This window comes from Prescottella equi (genome assembly GCF_020171745.1).
In the GTDB taxonomy this organism is placed as follows: domain Bacteria; phylum Actinomycetota; class Actinomycetes; order Mycobacteriales; family Mycobacteriaceae; genus Prescottella; species Prescottella equi_A.
The window spans coordinates 60,578-79,400 of sequence record NZ_JAIVAH010000026.1 but is presented as its reverse complement, the minus strand read 5'-3'; the positions used below and the strand labels follow the sequence as shown (position 1 = coordinate 79,400).

Annotated in this window: 16 protein-coding genes and 1 pseudogene; 12 read left to right on the top strand and 5 right to left on the bottom strand. The window is 72.0% G+C overall.

All coding sequences use genetic code 11. From position 1 onward, the window contains the following. The coding region (locus LCL87_RS25995) for an IS3 family transposase (protein ID WP_510850832.1) at positions 1 to 80 on the top strand (80 nt) is incomplete at its 5' end. 69 nt (positions 81 to 149) lie between these two features. On the opposite strand, the gene LCL87_RS21390 is transcribed toward LCL87_RS25995, so the two are convergent. Both LCL87_RS21390 and LCL87_RS21385 read right to left on the bottom strand, forming a co-directional pair. Then, complete coding sequence (locus tag LCL87_RS21390; protein WP_225023459.1) at positions 150 to 2,654, bottom strand: FtsX-like permease family protein; 2,505 nt, start codon at positions 2,652 to 2,654, stop codon at positions 150 to 152. Positions 2,655 to 2,656: 2 nt separating this feature from the next. After that, positions 2,657 to 3,427, bottom strand: coding sequence for an ABC transporter ATP-binding protein (locus LCL87_RS21385; protein ID WP_225023458.1), 771 nt, complete (start codon positions 3,425 to 3,427; stop codon positions 2,657 to 2,659). 143 nt (positions 3,428 to 3,570) lie between these two features. Between LCL87_RS21385 and LCL87_RS21380 the strand changes: the two genes are divergently transcribed. Genes LCL87_RS21380 through LCL87_RS21370 form a run of 3 tightly spaced genes read left to right on the top strand, consistent with a single transcriptional unit; the run spans position 3,571 to position 6,700 of the window. Then, positions 3,571 to 4,773: a winged helix DNA-binding domain-containing protein gene (locus LCL87_RS21380; RefSeq protein WP_225023457.1), complete on the top strand. Its 1,203-nt coding sequence runs from the start codon at positions 3,571 to 3,573 to the stop codon at positions 4,771 to 4,773. 44 nt (positions 4,774 to 4,817) lie between these two features. Continuing rightward, positions 4,818 to 6,068 (top strand): sensor histidine kinase, encoded by a 1,251-nt coding sequence (locus tag LCL87_RS21375; RefSeq protein WP_225023456.1) that lies wholly within the window; start codon positions 4,818 to 4,820, stop codon positions 6,066 to 6,068. Further along, positions 6,056 to 6,700, top strand: a complete 645-nt coding sequence (locus LCL87_RS21370; protein WP_225023455.1) for a response regulator transcription factor — start codon at positions 6,056 to 6,058, stop codon at positions 6,698 to 6,700. Before LCL87_RS21375 ends, LCL87_RS21370 begins: the two co-directional genes overlap by 13 nt. Positions 6,701 to 6,707: 7 nt before the next feature. Here the strand turns inward: LCL87_RS21370 and LCL87_RS21365 are convergent, their stop codons facing one another. Further along, a complete protein-coding gene (locus LCL87_RS21365) occupies positions 6,708 to 7,025 on the bottom strand; it encodes a hypothetical protein (protein ID WP_225023454.1) in 318 nt (105 codons plus the stop codon). Between LCL87_RS21365 and LCL87_RS25990 the strand changes: the two genes are divergently transcribed. Next, positions 6,948 to 7,244 carry an Rv1535 domain-containing protein gene (locus LCL87_RS25990; protein WP_510850831.1) on the top strand — a complete coding sequence of 99 codons (297 nt, stop codon included), beginning with the start codon at positions 6,948 to 6,950 and terminating at the stop codon, positions 7,242 to 7,244. The genes LCL87_RS21365 and LCL87_RS25990 overlap by 78 nt on opposite strands. Positions 7,245 to 7,327: 83 nt before the next feature. Here the strand turns inward: LCL87_RS25990 and LCL87_RS25670 are convergent. Further along, positions 7,328 to 9,742: pseudogene (locus LCL87_RS25670) on the bottom strand (cation-translocating P-type ATPase); the annotation flags it as partial. Positions 9,743 to 11,298: 1,556 nt separating this feature from the next. Next, positions 11,299 to 11,865: a hypothetical protein gene (locus tag LCL87_RS21355; RefSeq protein ID WP_225023452.1), complete on the bottom strand. Its 567-nt coding sequence runs from the start codon at positions 11,863 to 11,865 to the stop codon at positions 11,299 to 11,301. Positions 11,866 to 12,151: 286 nt separating this feature from the next. Between LCL87_RS21355 and LCL87_RS21350 the strand changes: the two genes are divergently transcribed. The 7 genes from LCL87_RS21350 to LCL87_RS21320 are packed head-to-tail and all read left to right on the top strand — an operon-like array spanning position 12,152 to position 18,805. Beyond that, a complete protein-coding gene (locus tag LCL87_RS21350; protein ID WP_225023451.1) occupies positions 12,152 to 13,189 on the top strand; it encodes an NrtA/SsuA/CpmA family ABC transporter substrate-binding protein in 1,038 nt (345 codons plus the stop codon). A 2-nt stretch (positions 13,190 to 13,191) separates the two neighbouring features. Further along, positions 13,192 to 14,046 (top strand): ABC transporter permease, encoded by an 855-nt coding sequence (locus tag LCL87_RS21345; RefSeq protein WP_225023450.1) that lies wholly within the window; start codon positions 13,192 to 13,194, stop codon positions 14,044 to 14,046. Next, positions 14,043 to 14,855, top strand: a complete 813-nt coding sequence (locus LCL87_RS21340) for an ABC transporter ATP-binding protein (RefSeq protein ID WP_225023449.1) — start codon at positions 14,043 to 14,045, stop codon at positions 14,853 to 14,855. Before LCL87_RS21345 ends, LCL87_RS21340 begins: the two co-directional genes overlap by 4 nt. Beyond that, positions 14,852 to 15,889, top strand: a complete 1,038-nt coding sequence (locus LCL87_RS21335) for an ABC transporter substrate-binding protein (protein ID WP_225023448.1) — start codon at positions 14,852 to 14,854, stop codon at positions 15,887 to 15,889. The genes LCL87_RS21340 and LCL87_RS21335 overlap by 4 nt, the downstream gene beginning before the upstream one ends. Beyond that, entirely contained in the window at positions 15,886 to 16,932 is a 1,047-nt protein-coding gene (locus LCL87_RS21330; RefSeq protein ID WP_225023447.1) for an LLM class flavin-dependent oxidoreductase, read from the top strand. Before LCL87_RS21335 ends, LCL87_RS21330 begins: the two co-directional genes overlap by 4 nt. Further along, the gene (locus tag LCL87_RS21325) at positions 16,929 to 18,086 is read left to right on the top strand and encodes an LLM class flavin-dependent oxidoreductase (protein ID WP_225023446.1); all 1,158 of its coding nucleotides are present in this window, start codon (positions 16,929 to 16,931) and stop codon (positions 18,084 to 18,086) included. The genes LCL87_RS21330 and LCL87_RS21325 overlap by 4 nt, the downstream gene beginning before the upstream one ends. A gap of 11 nt (positions 18,087 to 18,097) precedes the next feature. Continuing rightward, positions 18,098 to 18,805, top strand: a complete 708-nt coding sequence (locus tag LCL87_RS21320; protein WP_225023445.1) for a class II aldolase/adducin family protein — start codon at positions 18,098 to 18,100, stop codon at positions 18,803 to 18,805. The last annotated feature ends 18 nt before the right edge of the window (positions 18,806 to 18,823 follow it).

The window sequence follows — 18,823 nt, the reverse complement described above, 5'->3', positions numbered from 1 at the left end:
GGTACAACACCGAACGGATCTCGACACGACTCGAGGGCCTGAGCCCGGTCCAATACCGGGCCCAGGCCCTCGCGGCCTAGGCTTTCACTTAGCCAGTCCAACAATCGGGGACCAGTTCAAGAGCGAGAGGAATCCTTCAGGATCGGCGCCTACTCGCGGGTGCCGATCGCGGTCACCGGGTCCTGCCGCATCGCGGTCCGGGTCGGGATCGCGATCGCGGTGAGACCCAGCACGACGGTCACCCCGAGGATCAGGGCGTAGACGACCGGGTCGACGCTCGGGATCGGACGCCCGGACACCGCCGCCGCGACACCCGCGAGCGGCGGCAGCGCGATCACCGATCCGACGACCGCGGCGACGGTCACCACGATCACCGACTCCGCCCGCATCATCCGGCGCACCTGCCGGCCGCTGGCGCCGACGAGTCGCAGCAGCGCGAACTCGCGGCCCCGTTCCGCGGTCGCGAGCACGAGCGTGTTCACGACGGCGACCGCGAGGTAACCGAGCAGGACGGCGAGCGCGACGATGCTCACCCACGCCTGCGTGCGGCGCTGCTCCTGGCCGGCGGCCGCGAACTCCGCCCGGTCCGAGACCGCGACGCCGCCCATCGCGGTGATCGCGGTGCGGGCCTCGTCGATCCGTCCGGGTTCCGTGGTCACCAGCAGCATGTCGGTCAGCCCCGTCGTGGTGTGCTCCCGGACCTGCGAGATCGGCAGTGTCACGTCGCCGAACCCGAGTCCGCGGCCGTACGTCGCGACGACCGTAGGGGTGACGAGGGTGCCGTCGCCGAGTCGCAACGGGACGGTGTCGCCCACGCGGGCACTCATCGAGAACGCGGCGTCCGTGCTGAGCGCGACGGTGCCGTCCCGGAGTTGCTCGAGGTCGCCCTTTCGGACATCGAGGTCGAGCGTCGATCCCGTGGCCGCGGGATCGATGCCCTGCACCGGGTACGGCGTGGTGGACGGCGACTCGCCGCCGGTCGTGAACAGGGCCTGGCTCCGCGCGATCGGATTGGCGGCGCGCACAGCGGAATCCGACGCGATCCGGTCGACGAGTCCGGGGGCCAGCCCGGCCGGTGCGGTCACGACCAGGTCGGCCGTGATCCCGCTGCGGGACTGGTGGTCGGCGGCCGCGGCGACGGTGTCCTGGGTGAACAGCTGCACCGAGCCGATCGCGATGGCCAGCGCCAGCGGGGTGATCGCCGCGGCCAGACGCCGCGCCCGCGCCCCGGAGTTGGCGGCCGCAAGCACCAGCGCCGGTGACGCACTGCGCCGCAACGGGCCACCGAACCGTCGGACAGCTCCCGCGACCAACCGCGGGCCCAGCAACGCCACCGAGATCACCAGCAGCACCGCCGACGCGCCGGCACCCGCGAGTGCGGCCTCTCCGGGCAGTACCGCCGGCAGCAGCGACGTGGCGAGTCCGCCGAGCCCGAACACGGCGCCGGTGATCAGTCGTCCCTTGCCGATGGTGGCCGGTTCCACCGCCGATTCGCGCAGGGCCTCGGTGGGATCCAGCCGGGCCGGGCGTCGGGCGGCGACGGCGGCCGCGATCCGGGCGGTGCCGACGGCCAGCAGCACGCCGATCACGGCGGGGACCGGGCTGTACGCGAGTGCGAAGTCCGACGACAGGACGCCGGCCTCTGCGAACTGGGCGCGCAGGACCTGCGCCAGCGCGTAGCCGGGACCGGCACCGAGCAGCGCAGCGACGCCCGCGACCAGCAGCACCTCGCTGCCGATCAGGCGGTGCACCTGTCCGGGCGTGGCACCCATCGCACGGAGCAGCGCGAACTCGCGGCGCCGCTGCTGGATGGACAGCGACAACGTGCTCGCGACGACGAACATCGCGATGAGGATCGCCAGGCCGGCGAACGAGCCGCACAGCATCATCAGTTCGCTGCGAGCGGCCCCGGCGTCGAGGTATTCGACGTCGCCGCGGGCGCTACCGGTGTAGGTGCGCACGTCGAGACCGGGCAGGCGGTCACGCACCCGGTCGGCCAGGGCCGACGGGTCGGTGCTGGCGTCGGCGAGCAGTCCAACCGTCGCGGCCCGGTCGCCGTGCGGCCACAACTCGCGCGCCTTCGTGTCGGACACGAACACCGACGCCGGCCGGTCCGCCGGCTCGGCGGTGGGTGCCGCGGCGACACCGACGACGGTGTAGTCGTCCCCGATTCCGCCGTGTCGCAACGTGATCCGGTCACCGGGTGCACCGTCGGTCGTGACGATCTCGTCCGGTGCTGCCGGCGCGCGTCCGGCCGTCAGCTCGTACGGCGCGAGTGCCGCCGACGCCCAGCCGTGCGCGTCCACCGTGGTGCCGTCGTCGGTCGTGAGGGGAACCCCGACGTCGGCGATCGCGGCCCGAACCCCGGGCACGCCGGACAACTCGTCCACCACGGTGTCCGGCAGTAGCGCGCGCTCGAGGTACGGCTGGTCGACATCCTCGCGCACGTCGAGGGCCTGGGTTGCCCCGACGACGACGTCGGCGCCCGCGTACCGGTGCGGGGTGACGCCGCCGCGGATGCCCGACTCGAACAGCACGCCGAGCGCGCACGTGAGCAGGGCGGCGCAGAACACCGCGACGAACACCGCCGCGAAGCCGCCGCGTCGTTGCCGGATGTTGGCGCGGGCGAGGGTGCGTAGTCGAGGGGCGCTCATGCTCACCACTCCCCGAGGTGAGTCATGTGGTCGGCGACCGCGGCGGCCGTGGGGGAGTCCATCCGGCCGACGAGCCGGCCGTCGGCGAGGAACAGGACCCGGTCGGCGTGCGCGGCGGCGACGGGATCGTGGGTGACCATGACGATGGTCTGTCCCAGGTCGGTGGTGGTGCGGCGCAACAGGTCCAGCACCTGGCGTCCGGTGCGGCTGTCGAGCGCGCCAGTGGGCTCGTCGGCGAACACCGCGTGCGGCTGCGTGATGAGCGCCCGTGCGATCGCGACGCGCTGCTGCTGACCGCCGGACATCTCGGCCGGGCGCCGGTCGCGCTTGTCGGCGAGCCCCACGGCGTCCAGCACGTGGTCGAGGTGGGCCCGGTCGGCGGTGCGTCCGGCGAGCAGCAACGGCAGCGTGACGTTCTGCTCCACCGTCAGCGCGGCCATGAGGTTGTACGCCTGGAACACGAAACCGATGTGATCGCGGCGGAACACCGTGCGGGCCTTGGGCTTCAGTGCGCTGATCTCGGTGTCACCGAGCCACACCGAGCCGCGGGTGGGCTGGTCCAGGCCGGCGGCACAGTGCAGGAACGTGCTCTTGCCGGACCCGGACGGACCCATGATCGCGGTGAAGCTGCCGGGCGCGAGGGTGAGACTGACGTTGTCGAGCGCGGTGACCTGGGTGCGCCCGGATCCGTAGGTCCGGCTGACGTCGGCGAGGCGGACGGCGGCCCGCGGTGGGCTCTGCACGAGCGGTGGGGTGGAAGCGAAGGGAGGCATGAAATGAACGCTATGGATCGGCGGAGCCCCGGAACATCCCGCGCGGTACCCGATCGATGGTGTAGCTGGCTGTACCGTGCGCGGTGCGGAGGACTCGGCGCCTCCGCACCACGACACCACAGGAGATCCGGAGGCTCGGAACCATGCGTCAGGTGACCGACAGCGAACGACGTGCGCGGCTCGCGGCCCGGCACGCGCTCGCGCCCGGGTGGTCCGCCGGCTCGCCCGAGGAAGCGGCCCGGTCGGTCGTGGCCCTGCACGCCACGGACGCACCGACCGTCTACCTGTCGACCTGGGCGCGGGTCCCGGGTGTCGGCATCGCGGACATCGATCGCGCGCTCTACGACGACCGCTCACTGGTCAAGCAGCTCGCGATGCGACGAACCCTGTTCGCGTTTCCTCGGGACGTCCTCCCGGCCGCGCTGTCGAGTGCCGCCGCGCGCGTCGCCACGACCGAACGGACGCGGATGGCCCGTGACCTGGAGTGCGCGGGCGTGGCCGGTAACGGGAACGCCTGGCTCGACCGGGCAGGAATCGAGGTCTCGGCGGCGCTCGAGCGGAGCCCCGTCGCGCTCTCCGCTGTGGAACTCCGACGCGCCGTTCCGCTGATCGACGTGACCGTTCCCACCACCGCCGGGGAGACGTGGTCGGCGCCGCAGGTCCTCATACTGCTCGGTGCCGAGGGCGTGATCGTGCGCGGCCCGTCCGCCGGACGGTTCCCCACCGCGCGCCCGCTCTGGGAACTCCCGTCCCGGTGGATCGGTTCGCCTGTCGCGGAGACGGATTCGCACGACGGATACCGCGAGCTGATCGGGCGGTGGTTGCGGGCGTTCGGTCCCGGTACCGAGGACGACATCGTGTGGTGGCTCGGCGCGACGAAGACCGTGGTGCGCCGCGCGCTCCGTGAGCTCGATGCCGTCGAGGTCGCTCTCGACGGGGAGGGCTGCGGATGGTTGCTGCCGGACGACCTCGACGTGGTGGAGCACACCGCACCCTGGACGGCGCTCCTTCCGCCGCTGGACCCGACGGTCATGGGTTGGAAGGGCCGCGACTTCTACCTGGGACCGCACCGCGGCCAGCTCTTCGACACCCGGGGGAACGCCGGCACCACCGCCTGGGTCGACGGCCGAATCGTCGGCTGCTGGCACCAGGACCCGGACGCGGTCGTCCGGGTTCACCTGCTTGAACCGGTCTCGGATGCGGCGCGAGAGTCCCTGAACGATCAGGCGGCGCGTCTCACCGCGTGGCTCGACGGAACACGGAGCCCGACTGGCTACCGCTCACCGGCCATGCGCGTGCAGGAGCACGAGTGGCAGACGACTGGCGGTGGCCGTTCGATGGTGTAGCCAGCTGTACCGACATCGAGTGGACGGTGCGGCATGCTGGACCGATGACGTGGACCGAACGCCTGAAGGTGAGATGGGGCGCCGTCCGCTTCCTCGCGGTGGAGGCCGCGGCCGCACTCGTCTCGATGTGCTTCCTGGTCGCCGGCTTGGTGATCGCGGCGACGCTGATCCTGATCGTCGGCTGGCTCGCGGTGCCGTGGTATCTGCGGGCGCTGCGCTGGTGGGCGGGCCTGGCCCGCGAGCGAGCCGGGCTGTACACCGGCACCGTGGTGGGGGAGCGCTATCCGCCGATCCCGGACCGCCCGGGCTTCGACGACCTCCGTCGACTGCTCACCGCACCGTCCACGCGACGCGACTTCGCATGGGTCGCGGTGCACTCCATCGCGGCGCTGACGACGGGACTGCTGGCGATCGCGTTGCCGCTGGCGGCACTCAACACCCTGGCCATCCCGTTCTACTGGTGGGCACTGCCGCCGGACGAGCCTGTGAGCAGCATCTACCCGGTCACCTCGTGGTGGGGCGCCGCGCCGATGCCGTTGTTCGCCGTCGCCTACGCGGCGCTGGGGTGGTGGCTGATCCCCGCGATGGCCCGCGGCATCTGTGCCCTCGCGTCCGGTTTGTTGGCGCCACGGCGGAAAACCGAACTCTCCGAACGGGTCACGGCCCTCACCGCGAGCCGGGCCGCAGCCCTGGATGCGCACGCCGCCGAGTTGCGGCGGATCGAACGCGATCTGCACGACGGCGCCCAGAACCGGCTCGTCGCCGTCGTGATGATGCTCGGGCTGGCCGAGCGGTCGCTGCGTGTCGCACCCGATCAGGCTCTGCCGCAACTCCTTCGAGCGCAGGACGCCGCGTCGGACGCGCTGTCGGAACTGCGGACCCTCGTGCACGACATCTACCCGCCCGTGCTCGACGAACTCGGTCTCGGCGGAGCCGTCTCCGCCCTCGCCGGGCGCAGCGCCGTGCCATGTGTGCTCGACGTCGACGGTCTGCGACGCGCGCCGGCCGCAGTGGAGGCGGCCGCCTACTTCGTCGTCGCCGAGGCTCTCACCAATGTTGCGAAGCACAGCGGCGCCGAGCGCGTCCAGGTGACCATCGCGACCCGCGACGACGAGGGCGGAGCGACGATGGTGATCGACGTGCTCGACGACGGCGTGGGCGGCGCCGTCGAGCGCCCGGGTAGCGGATTGGCGGGGATCCGTCGCCGCGTGGCAGCGTTCGAGGGGACCGTGACCGTGGAGAGCCCGCTCGGCGGGCCGACGAAACTCGAGGTGGAACTGCCGTGCGGATTCTGATCGCCGAAGACGACGCGCTGCTGCGGGAGGGACTCGCCCTGCTGCTCGGCAGCGTCGGGATCGAGGTGACCGGCGCGGTCGACGACGCCGAGAAGTTCCTCGACGCCTTCGAGTCGGATCCGCCGGACGGCGCGGTGCTCGACGTGCGGATGCCGCCGACGTTCACGAACGAGGGGCTGAAGGCAGCCATCGAGGCCCGCCGTCGCAGGCCCGGATTCCCGGTACTGGTGCTGTCCGCGTACGTAGAGGACCGCTACGCGGGCGAACTGCTCTCCGGTGGCGCGGGCGGCGTCGGCTACCTGCTCAAGGAACGCGTCGGCAAGGTCGAGGAGTTCGTCGACGCGCTGCGCCGGGTGGTCGACGGCGGCACCGTGATGGATCCCGAGGTGATCTCACAGCTGATGAGCCGGCGGCGCGCCGACGACCCGATACGAAGCCTCACGCCCCGCGAGTCCGAGGTGCTGGGCCTGATGGCCGAGGGACTCGGCAACGGCGACATCGCCCGCAAACTGGTGGTCAGTGACACCGCGGTGAGCAAGCACATCGGCAACATCTTCGCCAAGCTCGGGCTGGCGGCGTCGGACAGTGGGCACCGCCGCGTCCTCGCGGTGCTCGCGCACCTGCGGTCCTGACCCGACCTCAGGCGCTCTCGAGCGCCTCGCCGACCTCGCGCAGTCCCTTGTGCCGCTGGTCCTCGGCGAGCGCGTGGCCGACGGCGATCGCGAGCGCCACGGGCCAGTCGATCACCTCGAACGCCGCGAGCAGTCCGAGTGCCGCGAGGTACGCGAGTTGTTCGGGCTTGGGGACGCCGACGTCGCCGATGATCGGCAGCCGGATCGCGAACCGCGAGCCCTGCGCGATCCGTTCCAGGGCGGCGCCGTGCGATCCGGGACTGTGCGATCCCGGACTGCGGGTTTCCGGAGCGGGTGCTCGCAGGTCGAGGGTTGTTTCGGTCATAGTTCGCCCTGCCCATCCTCGTCGTTCACCTGCCGTACACCTACGGCGGTCATCGTGAGAGCCGTGATCGTTTCGTTATCCACGCTCTCCGCGTTCGCGTCGGCCGTCCGCCCGTCCGGGCCGGACCCGTTGACCGGTGTCGTCACGTCCGTGCTCACGCCGCCGTTGCGCCACGCGTATGCGGTGCTGCTGCGCACTGGGGTACTCGTCGTCGACTGAGACTCCGGGATCCCTGTGGTCGCCGGGTTGTTGCGCGCCGACCACCACGCAAGGGCATGCGGTGCGAGCGCGGCGGCGGCCGTCGCGCCGGCGGCGGGTCCGAGGGCCTGCGCCCACGCGAGTGGACCGAGCGGCGTGCACCCCAGGAACTGACTCAATCCCGGAACGCTGATCACCCCGGCCAGCGCCGCCATCGAACCGGCCGCCGTCGCCACCACCAGTGGGCTGCGCGAGTCGATGAGCGTCTGCCCCAACTGGGCCCCTACCAGCGCGACCAGCCCCACCGTCGACGCCCGCCGGGGACGCCCGGTGAGCGACGCGATGCCCCAGGCCACGCCGGCTCCGGCGGCGGTCGCGGTGCCGCGGATCGCGACGGTCCGCCACAGTGCGGCACGGTCAGGGCCGCGGCCGTCGTACGAGCGATCCCTATTGGGCGGGCTCACCGCGAGCGCCGCCGCCGGGAGCGCGTCGGTGAACAGATTCACCAGCAGCAGCTGCCGGGCATTGAGCGGGGCCCGGCCGCTGATCGCGCTCCCGATCAATGCGAACGCCACCTCACCCGCGTTGCCGCCCAGCAGGACGGCGACCGCGGACTGCACCCGCTGCCACAGCTGCCGGCCCTCGTCGACGGCGTCGAGGATCGCGTCGACGTGTCCACCGATCAGGAGGATGTCCGCCGCGCTCCGGGCCGGGTGACTGCCGTGCGAGGTCACCCCGATCCCGATGCTCGCCGCGCGGATCGCGGCGGCGTCGTTGGCGCCGTCCCCGACCATCGCGCACACGTGCCCGGCCCGCTCGAGCGTCTGCACGATCTGCACCTTCTGCTCGGGCGACATGCGGGCGAACACCCGCCGGTCGCGGACCGCGGTCTCCTGGCGCCGATGCGACAGCGCCTCCCATTCGCTGCCGCTCATCACGTCGTCGGCGTCCACGTCCAGCCCCAGGTCCCGGGCGATGGCCGCCGCGGTGACCGGGTGGTCGCCGGTGATCAGCCGCACCGCGACGCCGCGGTCCTCGAGTTCCGGCAGTAGCCGGGTCGCCTCGGGCCGGACGGTGTCGGAGAGGCCGAGCAGCCCGATCGGCTCGAGCCCACGGCCGCACAGGGATCCGACGGCGTCCGGGTCCTGCGCGGCTCGTGTGGCGTCGCCGTCGGTGACGGTGCGGTGGGCGACCGCGATCACCCGCAGGCCGTTCTCCGCCATCGACTGCACGTCGTCGACGATCGCCTCGAGGGTGTCCGGTGCGGCGCCGGTGCAGGCGGCCAGCACCACCTCGGGCGCGCCCTTGACGACCAGGTCGCTGCCCCGCAGTGCCGCCGCGTAGGGACGCCCCGCGCGGAACGGCAGCAGCACGTCGGATGTCAGTGTTCCGGCCGCCGCGTCGGCGGACTCGACCACGGCACGGTCGGTCGCGTGCGCGGCGGCGCGGCCGTCCGGGGTCACCGACGTGCAGGCCGCGGCGTGGATCACCCGGTCCCGGTCGTGCCCGCCGATCGGGCGGATCTGCGTCACTCGCAGCCGGTCCTCGCTGAGCGTCCCGGTCTTGTCGAAACACGCGACGTCCACGCGTCCGAGCGCCTCGACCGAGCGGGGGGTGCGCACCAGCACCGACGCGTGGGTCAGGCGCCTCGCGGCGGCCTGCTGCGCCAGCGTCGCGACGAGCGGGAGCCCCTCGGGGACCGCGGCGACGGCCACCGCGACGCCACTCGTGACCGCCGAGCGCAGACCGCCACCGCGGAGCATCGACGTCACGGTGACCAGCGCGCCGCCGCCGATGCTCACCGGCAGCACCCGGTCGGTCAGCGCGCGCAGCTGCGACTGCAGGCCCACCTTCCGGACCGGCGCCGGCGCGAGCGCGGCGGCCCGGCCGGTCTCGGTGTCGTCCCCGACCGCGGTGACCAGCGCGATCGCGGTGCCCGTCAGGAGTGTGGTGCCCGCGAAGAGCATGCAGGTGCGCTCCGCGAGCGGGACGCCGGGCGTGGCGTCGGTCTGCTTGTCGACCGGCATCGATTCGCCGGTGAGCGACGACTCGTCCACCTCGACGCCATCGGCCTCGATCAGCCGTCCGTCGGCGGGCACCACCTCGCCGGGCCGCACCTCGATGACGTCGCCCGGGCGGAGCAGGGAGGCGTCGACGGACTCGGTGGCGTCGGTCCCGGTGCGGACCCGCGCCGGCGCGTCCTGCACCGCGAGCAGCCGGGTGAGCAGCCGTTCGGCGTGCAGTCGCTGCGCCGCGGACAGTGCGGCATTGCCGACCAGGACGGTCCCGACGAGGATCGCGTCCACCGGCGACCCGAGCACGGCGCTGGCCGCCGAGCCGGTCGCCAGGATCGGGGTGAGGGGGTCGGCCAGTTCGGTGCGCAGCGACCTGCCGAAGGCCCACAACCCGGTGACCGGACGGCGGACCCGGCCGACGGTCGTGCCGATGCGACCGGGCCCCGTCGCGGGCTCGCGTGGCGGCGGTTCGCCGATCGTCCGGCGCACGCGGTCGACCGACATCGCGTGCCAGTCGTGTTGTGGGCTCGGTCGCGGCGGATCGGCGCGGAGCACGCCGCGCGCGAGTGTGTGTCCCGTCAACAGGGCCGCGCCCGCGCCCGCGCTCACCGGTCCCGGACCGCGCCCGTGAGTGCCGGGGATCATCAGCAGCGAACCGAGAAGGGAAGCACCGGAAGCAATTTCGATGCCCCGGCGGCTCGCGGTCCGGGCGGCCGGGAGGGCGCGCAGGATGTGCCAGGCCGTGGCCAGATTCGGCACCAGCAGATCGCAGTCCGGTGGGGCCGCAGCGGCCGTCACCGGCAGGTGCACGCTCACGTCGGCCGTGGTAACGGCGCGCGGGCAGTCCGCTCCGAGTACGGCGACCCTGCCGCCGGCAGTCTGTAGCTTCCGGATGGTCGCGGCGAGATCGGAATCGATTGTTCCGCTGGGTGTTCCGATTTCGTCGAACGCGGAACGCAGCGTCCCCAGCGCCTCGTCGTCGATCGAGTGGACGGTCACTCCGGCCTGACGCGCCTGTTCGAGCACCGCGCCCGCCAGTGGATCGCGGACCGGAGAGATCAGGACCGCGGCATCGCGGTCGTCGCCGGGGTCGGTGGCGTTCGGGACATCTGCCAGCCGATGCCACCCGACGCCCAGCTCGCCGGCATCGATCGCGATCCGCGCCGCCTCCCACACCGCCGCGCGGCGTTCGTCGCGCACACCCCGGATCCGGCTCACCCGCAGGTCGGCGGTCATCAGTGCTCGGGGATCGACGACGAGCGCGGTGAGGGCGTCGAGGCGACGCAGGACATCGGGGCCGCGGCACAGGACGTCATGGTCGTCCGCCAACCCTCGTCCCAGCGTGCTCGCGAACGACTCGCGGGCGCTGCGAGCGGCCTTGGGGGCGGTGACGAGCGCTGCCGTACCCGCGGCCAGCACGCTGCCGGTGGCGGCCCCCACCGCCGCGACCCCGCCCACCTGGACCCACGCCGCGCGCTCGAGATGACGATCGACGGGGCCGGTGACGGTCGTGGGTGGTGCCGTGTCGAGGGGTGGCGTGTGCGCGCTGCGCTGCCACGCACGCCGATTCGCGAGGACCTCACCCACCACCGAGGCCCGCAGCAGGGCCTCGATCGCGAGCGGTGGCGGCGCCTGCACCAACGCGAAACTCGCCGCCGTCAGCGTCGACAGGAGCAGATCGGTGCGGGGACGCCCGAGACTCGCTTCGAGTGCTCGGCGCAATGCGGGCTGGTAGTCGACCAAGGTGACCGGTGCGGCGAGCGCCAGAGGCAGCCGGGGGATCCGCAGGAGGCGACCGGTGATCGCGACGCCGAATCCGAGGGAGTGCGCGGCGAGCGCGGTGACGCGCGCCGAGAGCACGCCGTCGTCCCAGGTGGCCGGGACCTGCGGGGGAGCGGACGTTCCGTCGGATCGGTCGATTCTCTGCGGCGGCGCGAGCAGTCCGGTCAGCACCCCGGCGGTGGCCGCCGCACCGACGGTGACGGTGGTGACCGCGGCGTGCGCGGTCTGCCCGGGAAGGCTACGTGCCCGCTCGACGAGTGACCCGACCCCCGGGATCCTCACCTAGTGGCACGTCCCCGGGGGCGGGATGCGGTGCTCTTGGTGGCGGCGCTCTTCCGCGCCGCTGGTCGCTTTGCTGCGGTCTTCTTCGCCGGGGGTTTCTTCTCCGCGGTCGCCTGTTTCGCCGGGGCTTGCTTCGTCGCCGCGCTGGTTCTCGCTGGTGTGTCGGTCTTCGCGGAGTTCGACGGAGAACCGTCAGGCGCAGAACTGTCGGAGGGCGCGCCGCGCTCGTGGAGTTGCCTCAACACGAGCGCGGCGCCCCCGACAGTCAGAACCACCGGCCACTCGACGAGCCCGACGGCACCGGCCGCGGCCATCGTGAGGACGGCGGCGGGGGTGGAGTGGCTGCCCCGCGCGAGCCCGTGGCGGGTGCCGTCGGCGACACCGCTGACGGCGCCGCGCACACCCCCGACGATGCCGCCCACGGCGGCGCCGCCGAGTGCACCGATGGACGACGTGGTCACCTCGGCGATCCCCGACACGGTCCGCACCGCGCCGTCGGCGAACGACATCGCGCCGTTGCCGGATCTGTGACCGTTGTGTGAGGTGCTGCCTGTCTGTTCCATCGAACGCCCATCGTTCGGTTCGGGGTGGGGACCGCGCCCATTTCCGACGCGGGATCGAGTCACCGCTCGTAGGCGAGTCTAAACCCGACCACTTGTGATGTGAACCTCTCGTTGCTCGAGCGACACGAATTGTCCTGTGTGTCAAGCGTTGTGTTCACGTAAAAGGCAAACGGTGGAATCTCGACCGTCCGGTCCTAATGTTGCTCATCGTCATCCCCGCACACGCCGTTCGAATCGGTGTGCTGCGTTCGCTTTTCACGTGTTCCCTTCCTCCGAGGAGTGCCCGATGTTCCGTATGCGCCGACTGCCCCGAGCCGCTCTCGCGCTCGCGCTCGTTCCTCTGGCGGGGATGGTCGTCGCGTGTGGCGGCGGCGACGAGGCGAAGGCATCCGCCGGCGCTCCGGCAGGTCAGAGCTTCACCCTCAAGGTCTACGATCCGGGCAACTCCGGGGCGATCGCGGTCGGCAAGCGCGACGGCGACTTCGACCGAGCGCTCGCACCGCTCGGCGCGAAGATCGAATGGGTCAAGACCACACCGGGATTCAGCTCCAACCTCAAGCTGTTCAACACGGGTGAACTGGACATCCAGACCGGCGCCTACAGCCCGGTCGTGGGTGCGCTCTCCAAGGACGTCGGCGTCCGGATCTTCGCGACGTCGGATCCGTACAACAAGGATCAGAGCGGCATCGTCGCCACCGCCGGGTCGGGCATCTCGTCGCTCGAGGACCTGAAGGGCAAGCGGGTCGCGGTGAATCCGGCCGCGAAGGGCGAGTACATCGTGCTCAAGGCGCTCACCGAGGCGAACATCCCGATCGATTCGGTCGAACGCGTCCCGCTGCAGCAGACCGATGCGGCGTCGGCGTTCTCGACCGGACAGGTGGACGCCTGGGCGTCGTTCCTGGCGCCGTACCAGGAGGCGAAGGCCAAGGGCGCCAAGGAGATCGTCACCGAGGGCGACATCAAGTCTGTCGACAACACGATCATCGCCGGCCGGACCGTGGTGCTGCAGGAGCATCCCGAGGTGGTGCAGAAGTTCCTCGAGGTCACCAAGGACCTCACCCGCCGGCAGCGGGAGAACCCGGCCGCGTTCGAGAACGTCTTCGAGCAGGCCGGGCCGCGGGCACTGAGCGGTCAGCGCCTGGACGACGCGGTCGCGCTCGGCGGTCAGGTCACCGACTTCCGGTACCCGACCGCGGCCGACGAGGCCGACCTGCAGTCGGTGGCCGACCTGTTCTACCGCAACGGCGTCATCCAGCGGCAGCTCACCGCGGCCGACCTGACGTTCGACCTGCAGGGTGCGGCCGCGTCGAAGCCGGGGGCCTGACGGTGACCGCGACGCTGAGGGAGACCGGGCGAACCGGCCCGGTGGCGTGGCTCGATCTCGAGGAGCCCGCGTACCGCCGACAGCGCAGCCGTCCCGCGTGGCTGTCGCTGCCGCTGCGCCTGCTGGTGCCCGCAGTGCTGGTGGCCGGATGGTGGATCGGCTCGGCCACCGGGCTGATCTCCGAGGCCGTGCTGGCCTCGCCGACCAAGGTGTGGGACGCGTTCGCCGAGCTGTACTCGACCGGCCAGCTGGTCGACTTCTCGCTCGCCTCGCTGCAGCGGGCCGCGATCGGTGTCTTCTTCGGCACCGTCATCGGACTGGTCCTCGGGGTGCTGTCGGGGCTGTCGACGCTCGGTGAGGAACTCATCGACTCGACGATGCAGATCAACCGGGCCGTGCCGTTCCTGGCGCTGGTGCCGCTGTTCATCGCGTGGTTCGGGATCGACGAGACGTTCAAGGTGGTGCTCATCGCGGTCGCGACGGTCGCCCCGATGTACGCCTACACCTACCTCGGGGTGCGCAACGTCGACCGCAAGATGGTCGAGGCGGCCCGCGGGTTCGGGCTCACCGGCTGGCGCCTCGTCGCGGAGGCGATCCTGCCCGCCGCGCTGCCCGGCGTGCTGATGGGACTACGGATCTGCCTGTCGCTCAGCATCACCGGACTGATCGCCGCGGAGCAGGTCGGAACCCGCGAGGGCATCGGCTACCTGGTCACGCTCGCGCAGGAGTACAACCGCACCGACTACATGGTGCTGTGCGTGGTGCTGTACGCGGCTCTCGGTCTCGTCTTCGACGCGATCGTGCGGGTGATCGAGCGGTTCGCGATGCCGTGGCGACGGCTGGCGGTGGTCCGATGAGCGCGGCACACGCCCCGCTGCCACCACTGGCGGCCCGGGAGCGGACGGCGACCACCGCGGCCGCGCGACGTTCCGGGGAACCGGTGGCGGTGCGGCTGCGGGGGGTGCGGAAGCGCTTCGGCGACAAGACGATCCTCGGCGGCGTCGACCTCGAGATCCACCGGGGCGAGTTCGTCGTCCTGCTCGGGCCCAGCGGCACCGGCAAGACCACGCTGCTGCGCCTGCTCACCGGGCTCGAGCGACCGGACGGCGGCGAGATCCTCGTCCCGCACCAGCGGACCGTCGTCTATCAGGAGCCGCGGCTGATCCCGTCCAAGCGGGTCCTGGGCAATGTCGTCGTCGGCCAGCGCCGAACCACGGCGGTGCGGGAAGCCGGGGCCAAGGCGCTCGACGAGGTCGGCCTGGCCGGCAAGCAGCGGGACTGGCCGGCGACGCTGTCCGGCGGCGAGGCGCAGCGTGTCGCCCTGGCCCGGGCGTTGGTCCGGGAGCCGGAGCTGCTGCTGCTCGACGAGCCGTTCGCCGCGCTCGACGCCCTCACCCGCCTCCAGATGCAGGACCTCGTCGGTGATCTCGTGGCGCGGCACCGGCCCGCGGTTCTGCTCGTCACCCACGACGTCGACGAGGCCGTCCGGCTCGCCGACCGCGTGCTGATCCTCAACGAGGGATCGTTCGCCGTCGATGTCGACATCGACCTCGCCCGTCCCCGTGACCGCAACGACCCCGAGGCGCTGCGCTACCGCGCGGCGTTCCTCGCCGAACTCGGCGTCGGCAGAGACGCCACCCACAACCCCGAAGGGAGCACTCCGTGACCATCGCATCACCCCTCGACACCCTCTGGTACACACGGTGCCCCGTCCCGACCGCGAGTGGACTCGCGAACTCGCTGGGCTGGCTGTCCCAGACCGCAGACGATGCCGGACTCCGCTTCGGAATCCTGCAGGACGCCGACGCGGACCTCGCCGGACGGCATTTCGATCACGGGCTGTCGAGCCTGATTCGCGAGGGCGGCAACGTCCCGGCGCTCGCGGCGCGGGCGGAGGGTGCCCCGACCCGGCTCGTCGGGCTGACGTGGATCGACGAATCGCAGGCGATCCTCGTCGGACCGGCGGCGTCGCTGGATTCGCCCGCCGAACTCGCCGGCCTGCGTATCGGCATCCCGGCATGGGCCGATGACCGGGCCCGCAGTTTCCCGCGTGCGATGGCGCTGCACGGATTCGCGTCGGCGCTGCGACTCGGTGGGCTCACCTTCGCCGACGTCGTGGCCGTCGAGGTGCCGGCGGAGCCGAACCCGCAGGTACGCACTGCATCCCGGTCACGCACCACCACGTGGGGCGTCGAGGCGCTGCTGCGCGGCGACGTCGACGCGATCTACGTCAAGGGCGCACGGGCGCAGGAGGTGGCCCGCGAGCACGGTCTGCAGGTCGCCGTCGACCTCGACGCCACCGACTCGAAGCGGCTGCGGGTCAACAACGGCACCCCGCGACCGATCACGGTGCACGCCGACCTGCTCGAGTCTCGGCCCGACCTCGTCGCCGCGTTCCTCGCACAGACGCTACGGGCGGCCGACTGGGCCGCCGACAACCTGGACGAGGTCCGCGACGTCCTGGCCCGCGAGACGTACTCGGGCGCTGCGGGAGTCGCGGCCGCGTACGGTGACTCGTTCCACCGCGGACTGCACCCGACGCTCGACGCCGACCGGCTCGAGCTGCTCGACATCCAGAAGCAGTTCCTCTACACACACGGATTCCTGGCTGCCGACTTCGACCTCGCGTCGTGGGTCGCCCCGGAGCCGTTGGCGCAGGCGCGCGAGCTGCTCGCGTCCGAACGGAAGGTGGCATCGTGACCGAGTTCCTGTGGGAGCTGCCGGTGCGCGGCGACGGCCGGCACGTTGCGGCCGTCTCCGGCCGCCGTGACGGCTTCGACTTCCACGACCAGGCGATCCTCGCCGCCGAGCTGTCCGGGCTCGACGGCGTCGTGGTCCCGTACGACCCCGAGGGCGACGACTCGTGGGTGGTGGCCGGGTCCGCGCTGCGCCAGACCCGGCACGCCCGCGTCACCGTCGAGTTCCATCCGGCGTTCGGCACCCCGGTGTACGCCGCCAAGCTGTCGGCGACGCTGCAGCGGCTGTCCGCCGGACGCCTCGACTGGCGGGTGCGGGTGGACGTCGACCCCGACGACGCGCGTGCACGCGGCGACCGGATCACCGGAGATGACCGCTACCGCCGGGCCCGGGAGTTCCTCGCCGTCGCGCGCGGCGTGTGGAACGAGGAGCAGGTACTGCCGGGGCGTTTCGGCGGCACCGGGTTCGAATTCGCGGGCGAGTTCTACGACGTGATCGACGGCGGGTTCCGCGGCATCCTGTCCGGTCTGCCGTCCCCGACCGTGTACCTGTCGGGGACGTCGCCCGAGGCCATCGCGCTGTCGGCCGAGCACGCCGACGTCCATCTGCTCGACGAGCAGCCGCACGGCATCGCCGCCACCGTCGACGAACTCCGCAGCGCCGCCGACGGATTCGGCCGCACCGTCCGGATCGGGCTCGAGCTGCCGATCGTCGCCCGCGAGGACGCCGACGAGGCCTGGGCCCGCGTGCTGCGGCAGTGGCGTGAGGTCCATCCCGAGGCCACCGCGGCCGACGTGCGGGCTCTGACGCTGGACGGCTCCCGCTGGGCCGGCTTCGACCGCATCGGCTACCGGCAGCAGATCGGGCTGGTCGGCAGCTACGAGCAAGTGGCGCAGGCGTTGTCGCGCTATCGGGAGCAGGGCGTCGAGGTGTTCGTCCTCACCGGGCACCCGCACCTCGAGGAACTGCACCGGGCCGGTGAGCACCTGCTGCACCTCGTCGACCCCGCCGGCCGCACGCTCGCTGGACAGGAGATCCCCGCATGAGCACCGACTTCTACTGGCGCGTCGGCATGGAAGGCGACCACGCGTCGCTGCGCACCCCGCGCCGCTACAACCGCGGACACGCGGGCGGACACGGGCCCGGCAATATCGCGCCCGCGATCCGCGGCGGCGAACTCGACGGCTACAGCTACATCGACCACATGGCCGCGGTGGTGAAGGCGTCCGAGTCGGCCGGATTCGTCGGCGGTCTGCTGCCGTCGTTCCCGATCACAGAGGACCCGTGGGCGGCGGCGTCGGCGCTGGCCCGCGCGAGCGACACCTACCGGTTCATGGTGGCGTTCCAGCCCGGGTTCCTGCATCCCGTGCAGGCGGCGCGGATGTCGGCGAGCCTGCAGCGCGCCACCGGTGGCCGACTGGTCTACAACATCATCAGCGGCGGCGGGGGAGCGCCGCAGTTGTGGTGGGGCGACAAGGTCGCGCACGACGACCGCTACGCGCGCACCACCGAGTTCCTCGACGTGCTGCGTGGGGTGTGGGACGGGTCGCCGTTCGACTACGACGGCCGCTTCTTCCACACTGACGGAGCCGCGCTGCCGCCGCTGCTGGCCGGTCAGCCGTTCCCCGAGGTGTTCTTCTCCGGATCGTCCGGCGCGGCCGTCGCCGCTGCGGGAGCACACGCCGACTACTACCTGTCGTGGCTCGAGCCGTTCGCGGACCTGCGGGCCAAGTTCGACGGTGTCCGCGAGCATTCCGCGAAGCTGGGCCGCACCCCGAAGTTCGCGGTCCGCATCGACATCGTCGCCCGGCACACCGAGGAGGCGGCGTGGGCCGAGATCGAGAAGGGCTGGGCGTTCGTCGACCGCGACGCCGCCAACCGCGCCGCGCAGGGTGACTCCGTCGGCGCCGCCCGCATCGCGGGCTGGGTGCCGGAGAACATCACCGGTTACCGCGATCTCGAGGTCCAGCCCAACGTGTGGTGCGGCTTCAGCCTCATCCGCGGCGGGCCGGCGTTCGGCCTCGTCGGTAGCTACGAGCAGGTCGCCGAGCGACTCGACCAGTTGATCGATCTCGGAGTGGATGCCTTCATCCTCGCCGGCAACCCACACCTCGAAGAGGCCTACCGGGTGGGCGAGGAGGTGCTGCCGCTGCTGCGCCGCACCACGCCCACCCCGGTCCGCAGTCTTTCCGTCCGATAGGAGCATTTACCGTGACCAGCACCGAAATTCGTATCACTCCGGCCATCGAGTCCTTCGTCGACGATGCCCGCCGCGCCGCCGACACCGCGTTCCGCGTGTTCCGCGAGACCGGCACCGTCTCGGCCGACGGCACCGTCAACTTCGTCGAGCGCGTGCCCGGCGAGGAGCTCGCGGTCGCGCTCAACGAGCCCGGACCGTGGGCCGCGGACCGCAGCGCCAAGCCGATTCTCGCGACCTTCGACGGCGAGGTCCTCGCCGGTGACGGCCCGGCCGGCTTCGTCACCGGGTACGCCAAGGTGTTCCGCGAGCACCCCGAGATCACGTCGATCGTGCACGTGCACACCCCGTGGCTCGGCGGCTGGGCGCAAACGCACCGCACGCTGCGTATCAAGTACGCGGCCTCGCAGCGCCTGACGCTCTCGCGCGACATCCCGCCGCACATCGACCGCAGCCAGTCGCCCGGCGACTTCATCCTCGACCGCTTGGTCGACGACCCGGACCTCGTCGCGATCTTCGAGGCCAACGGCGGCGTCAACGTGATCGGCCGCGCCGGCCTGCTCGAGCTCGCCAAGTTCGTGGTGCTGCTCGAGGAGGGCGCGCAGTACCAGGCGCTCGGTGAACTCGTCGGCGGCACCGTCGACTTCGACAGCACCAACCTCGTCGCCCAGTGGGGTCGCAGCGGCCTGCTCGACGAGGCCCGTCGCCGCGGACTCGTCTGAGTCCCGGGCAGTCAGGAG

Excerpts from the sequence above, each read along its gene's own strand:
- LCL87_RS21390 (WP_225023459.1), bottom strand. The coding sequence starts at position 2,654 with ATGAGCGCCCCTCGACTACGCACCCTCGCCCGCGCCAACATCCGGCAA.
- LCL87_RS21385 (WP_225023458.1), bottom strand. The coding sequence starts at position 3,427 with ATGCCTCCCTTCGCTTCCACCCCACCGCTCGTGCAGAGCCCACCGCGG.
- LCL87_RS21380 (WP_225023457.1), top strand. The coding sequence starts at position 3,571 with ATGCGTCAGGTGACCGACAGCGAACGACGTGCGCGGCTCGCGGCCCGG.
- LCL87_RS21375 (WP_225023456.1), top strand. The coding sequence starts at position 4,818 with ATGACGTGGACCGAACGCCTGAAGGTGAGATGGGGCGCCGTCCGCTTC.
- LCL87_RS21365 (WP_225023454.1), bottom strand. The coding sequence starts at position 7,025 with ATGACCGAAACAACCCTCGACCTGCGAGCACCCGCTCCGGAAACCCGC.
- LCL87_RS21355 (WP_225023452.1), bottom strand. The coding sequence starts at position 11,865 with ATGGAACAGACAGGCAGCACCTCACACAACGGTCACAGATCCGGCAAC.
- LCL87_RS21350 (WP_225023451.1), top strand. The coding sequence starts at position 12,152 with ATGTTCCGTATGCGCCGACTGCCCCGAGCCGCTCTCGCGCTCGCGCTC.
- LCL87_RS21340 (WP_225023449.1), top strand. The coding sequence starts at position 14,043 with ATGAGCGCGGCACACGCCCCGCTGCCACCACTGGCGGCCCGGGAGCGG.
- LCL87_RS21325 (WP_225023446.1), top strand. The coding sequence starts at position 16,929 with ATGAGCACCGACTTCTACTGGCGCGTCGGCATGGAAGGCGACCACGCG.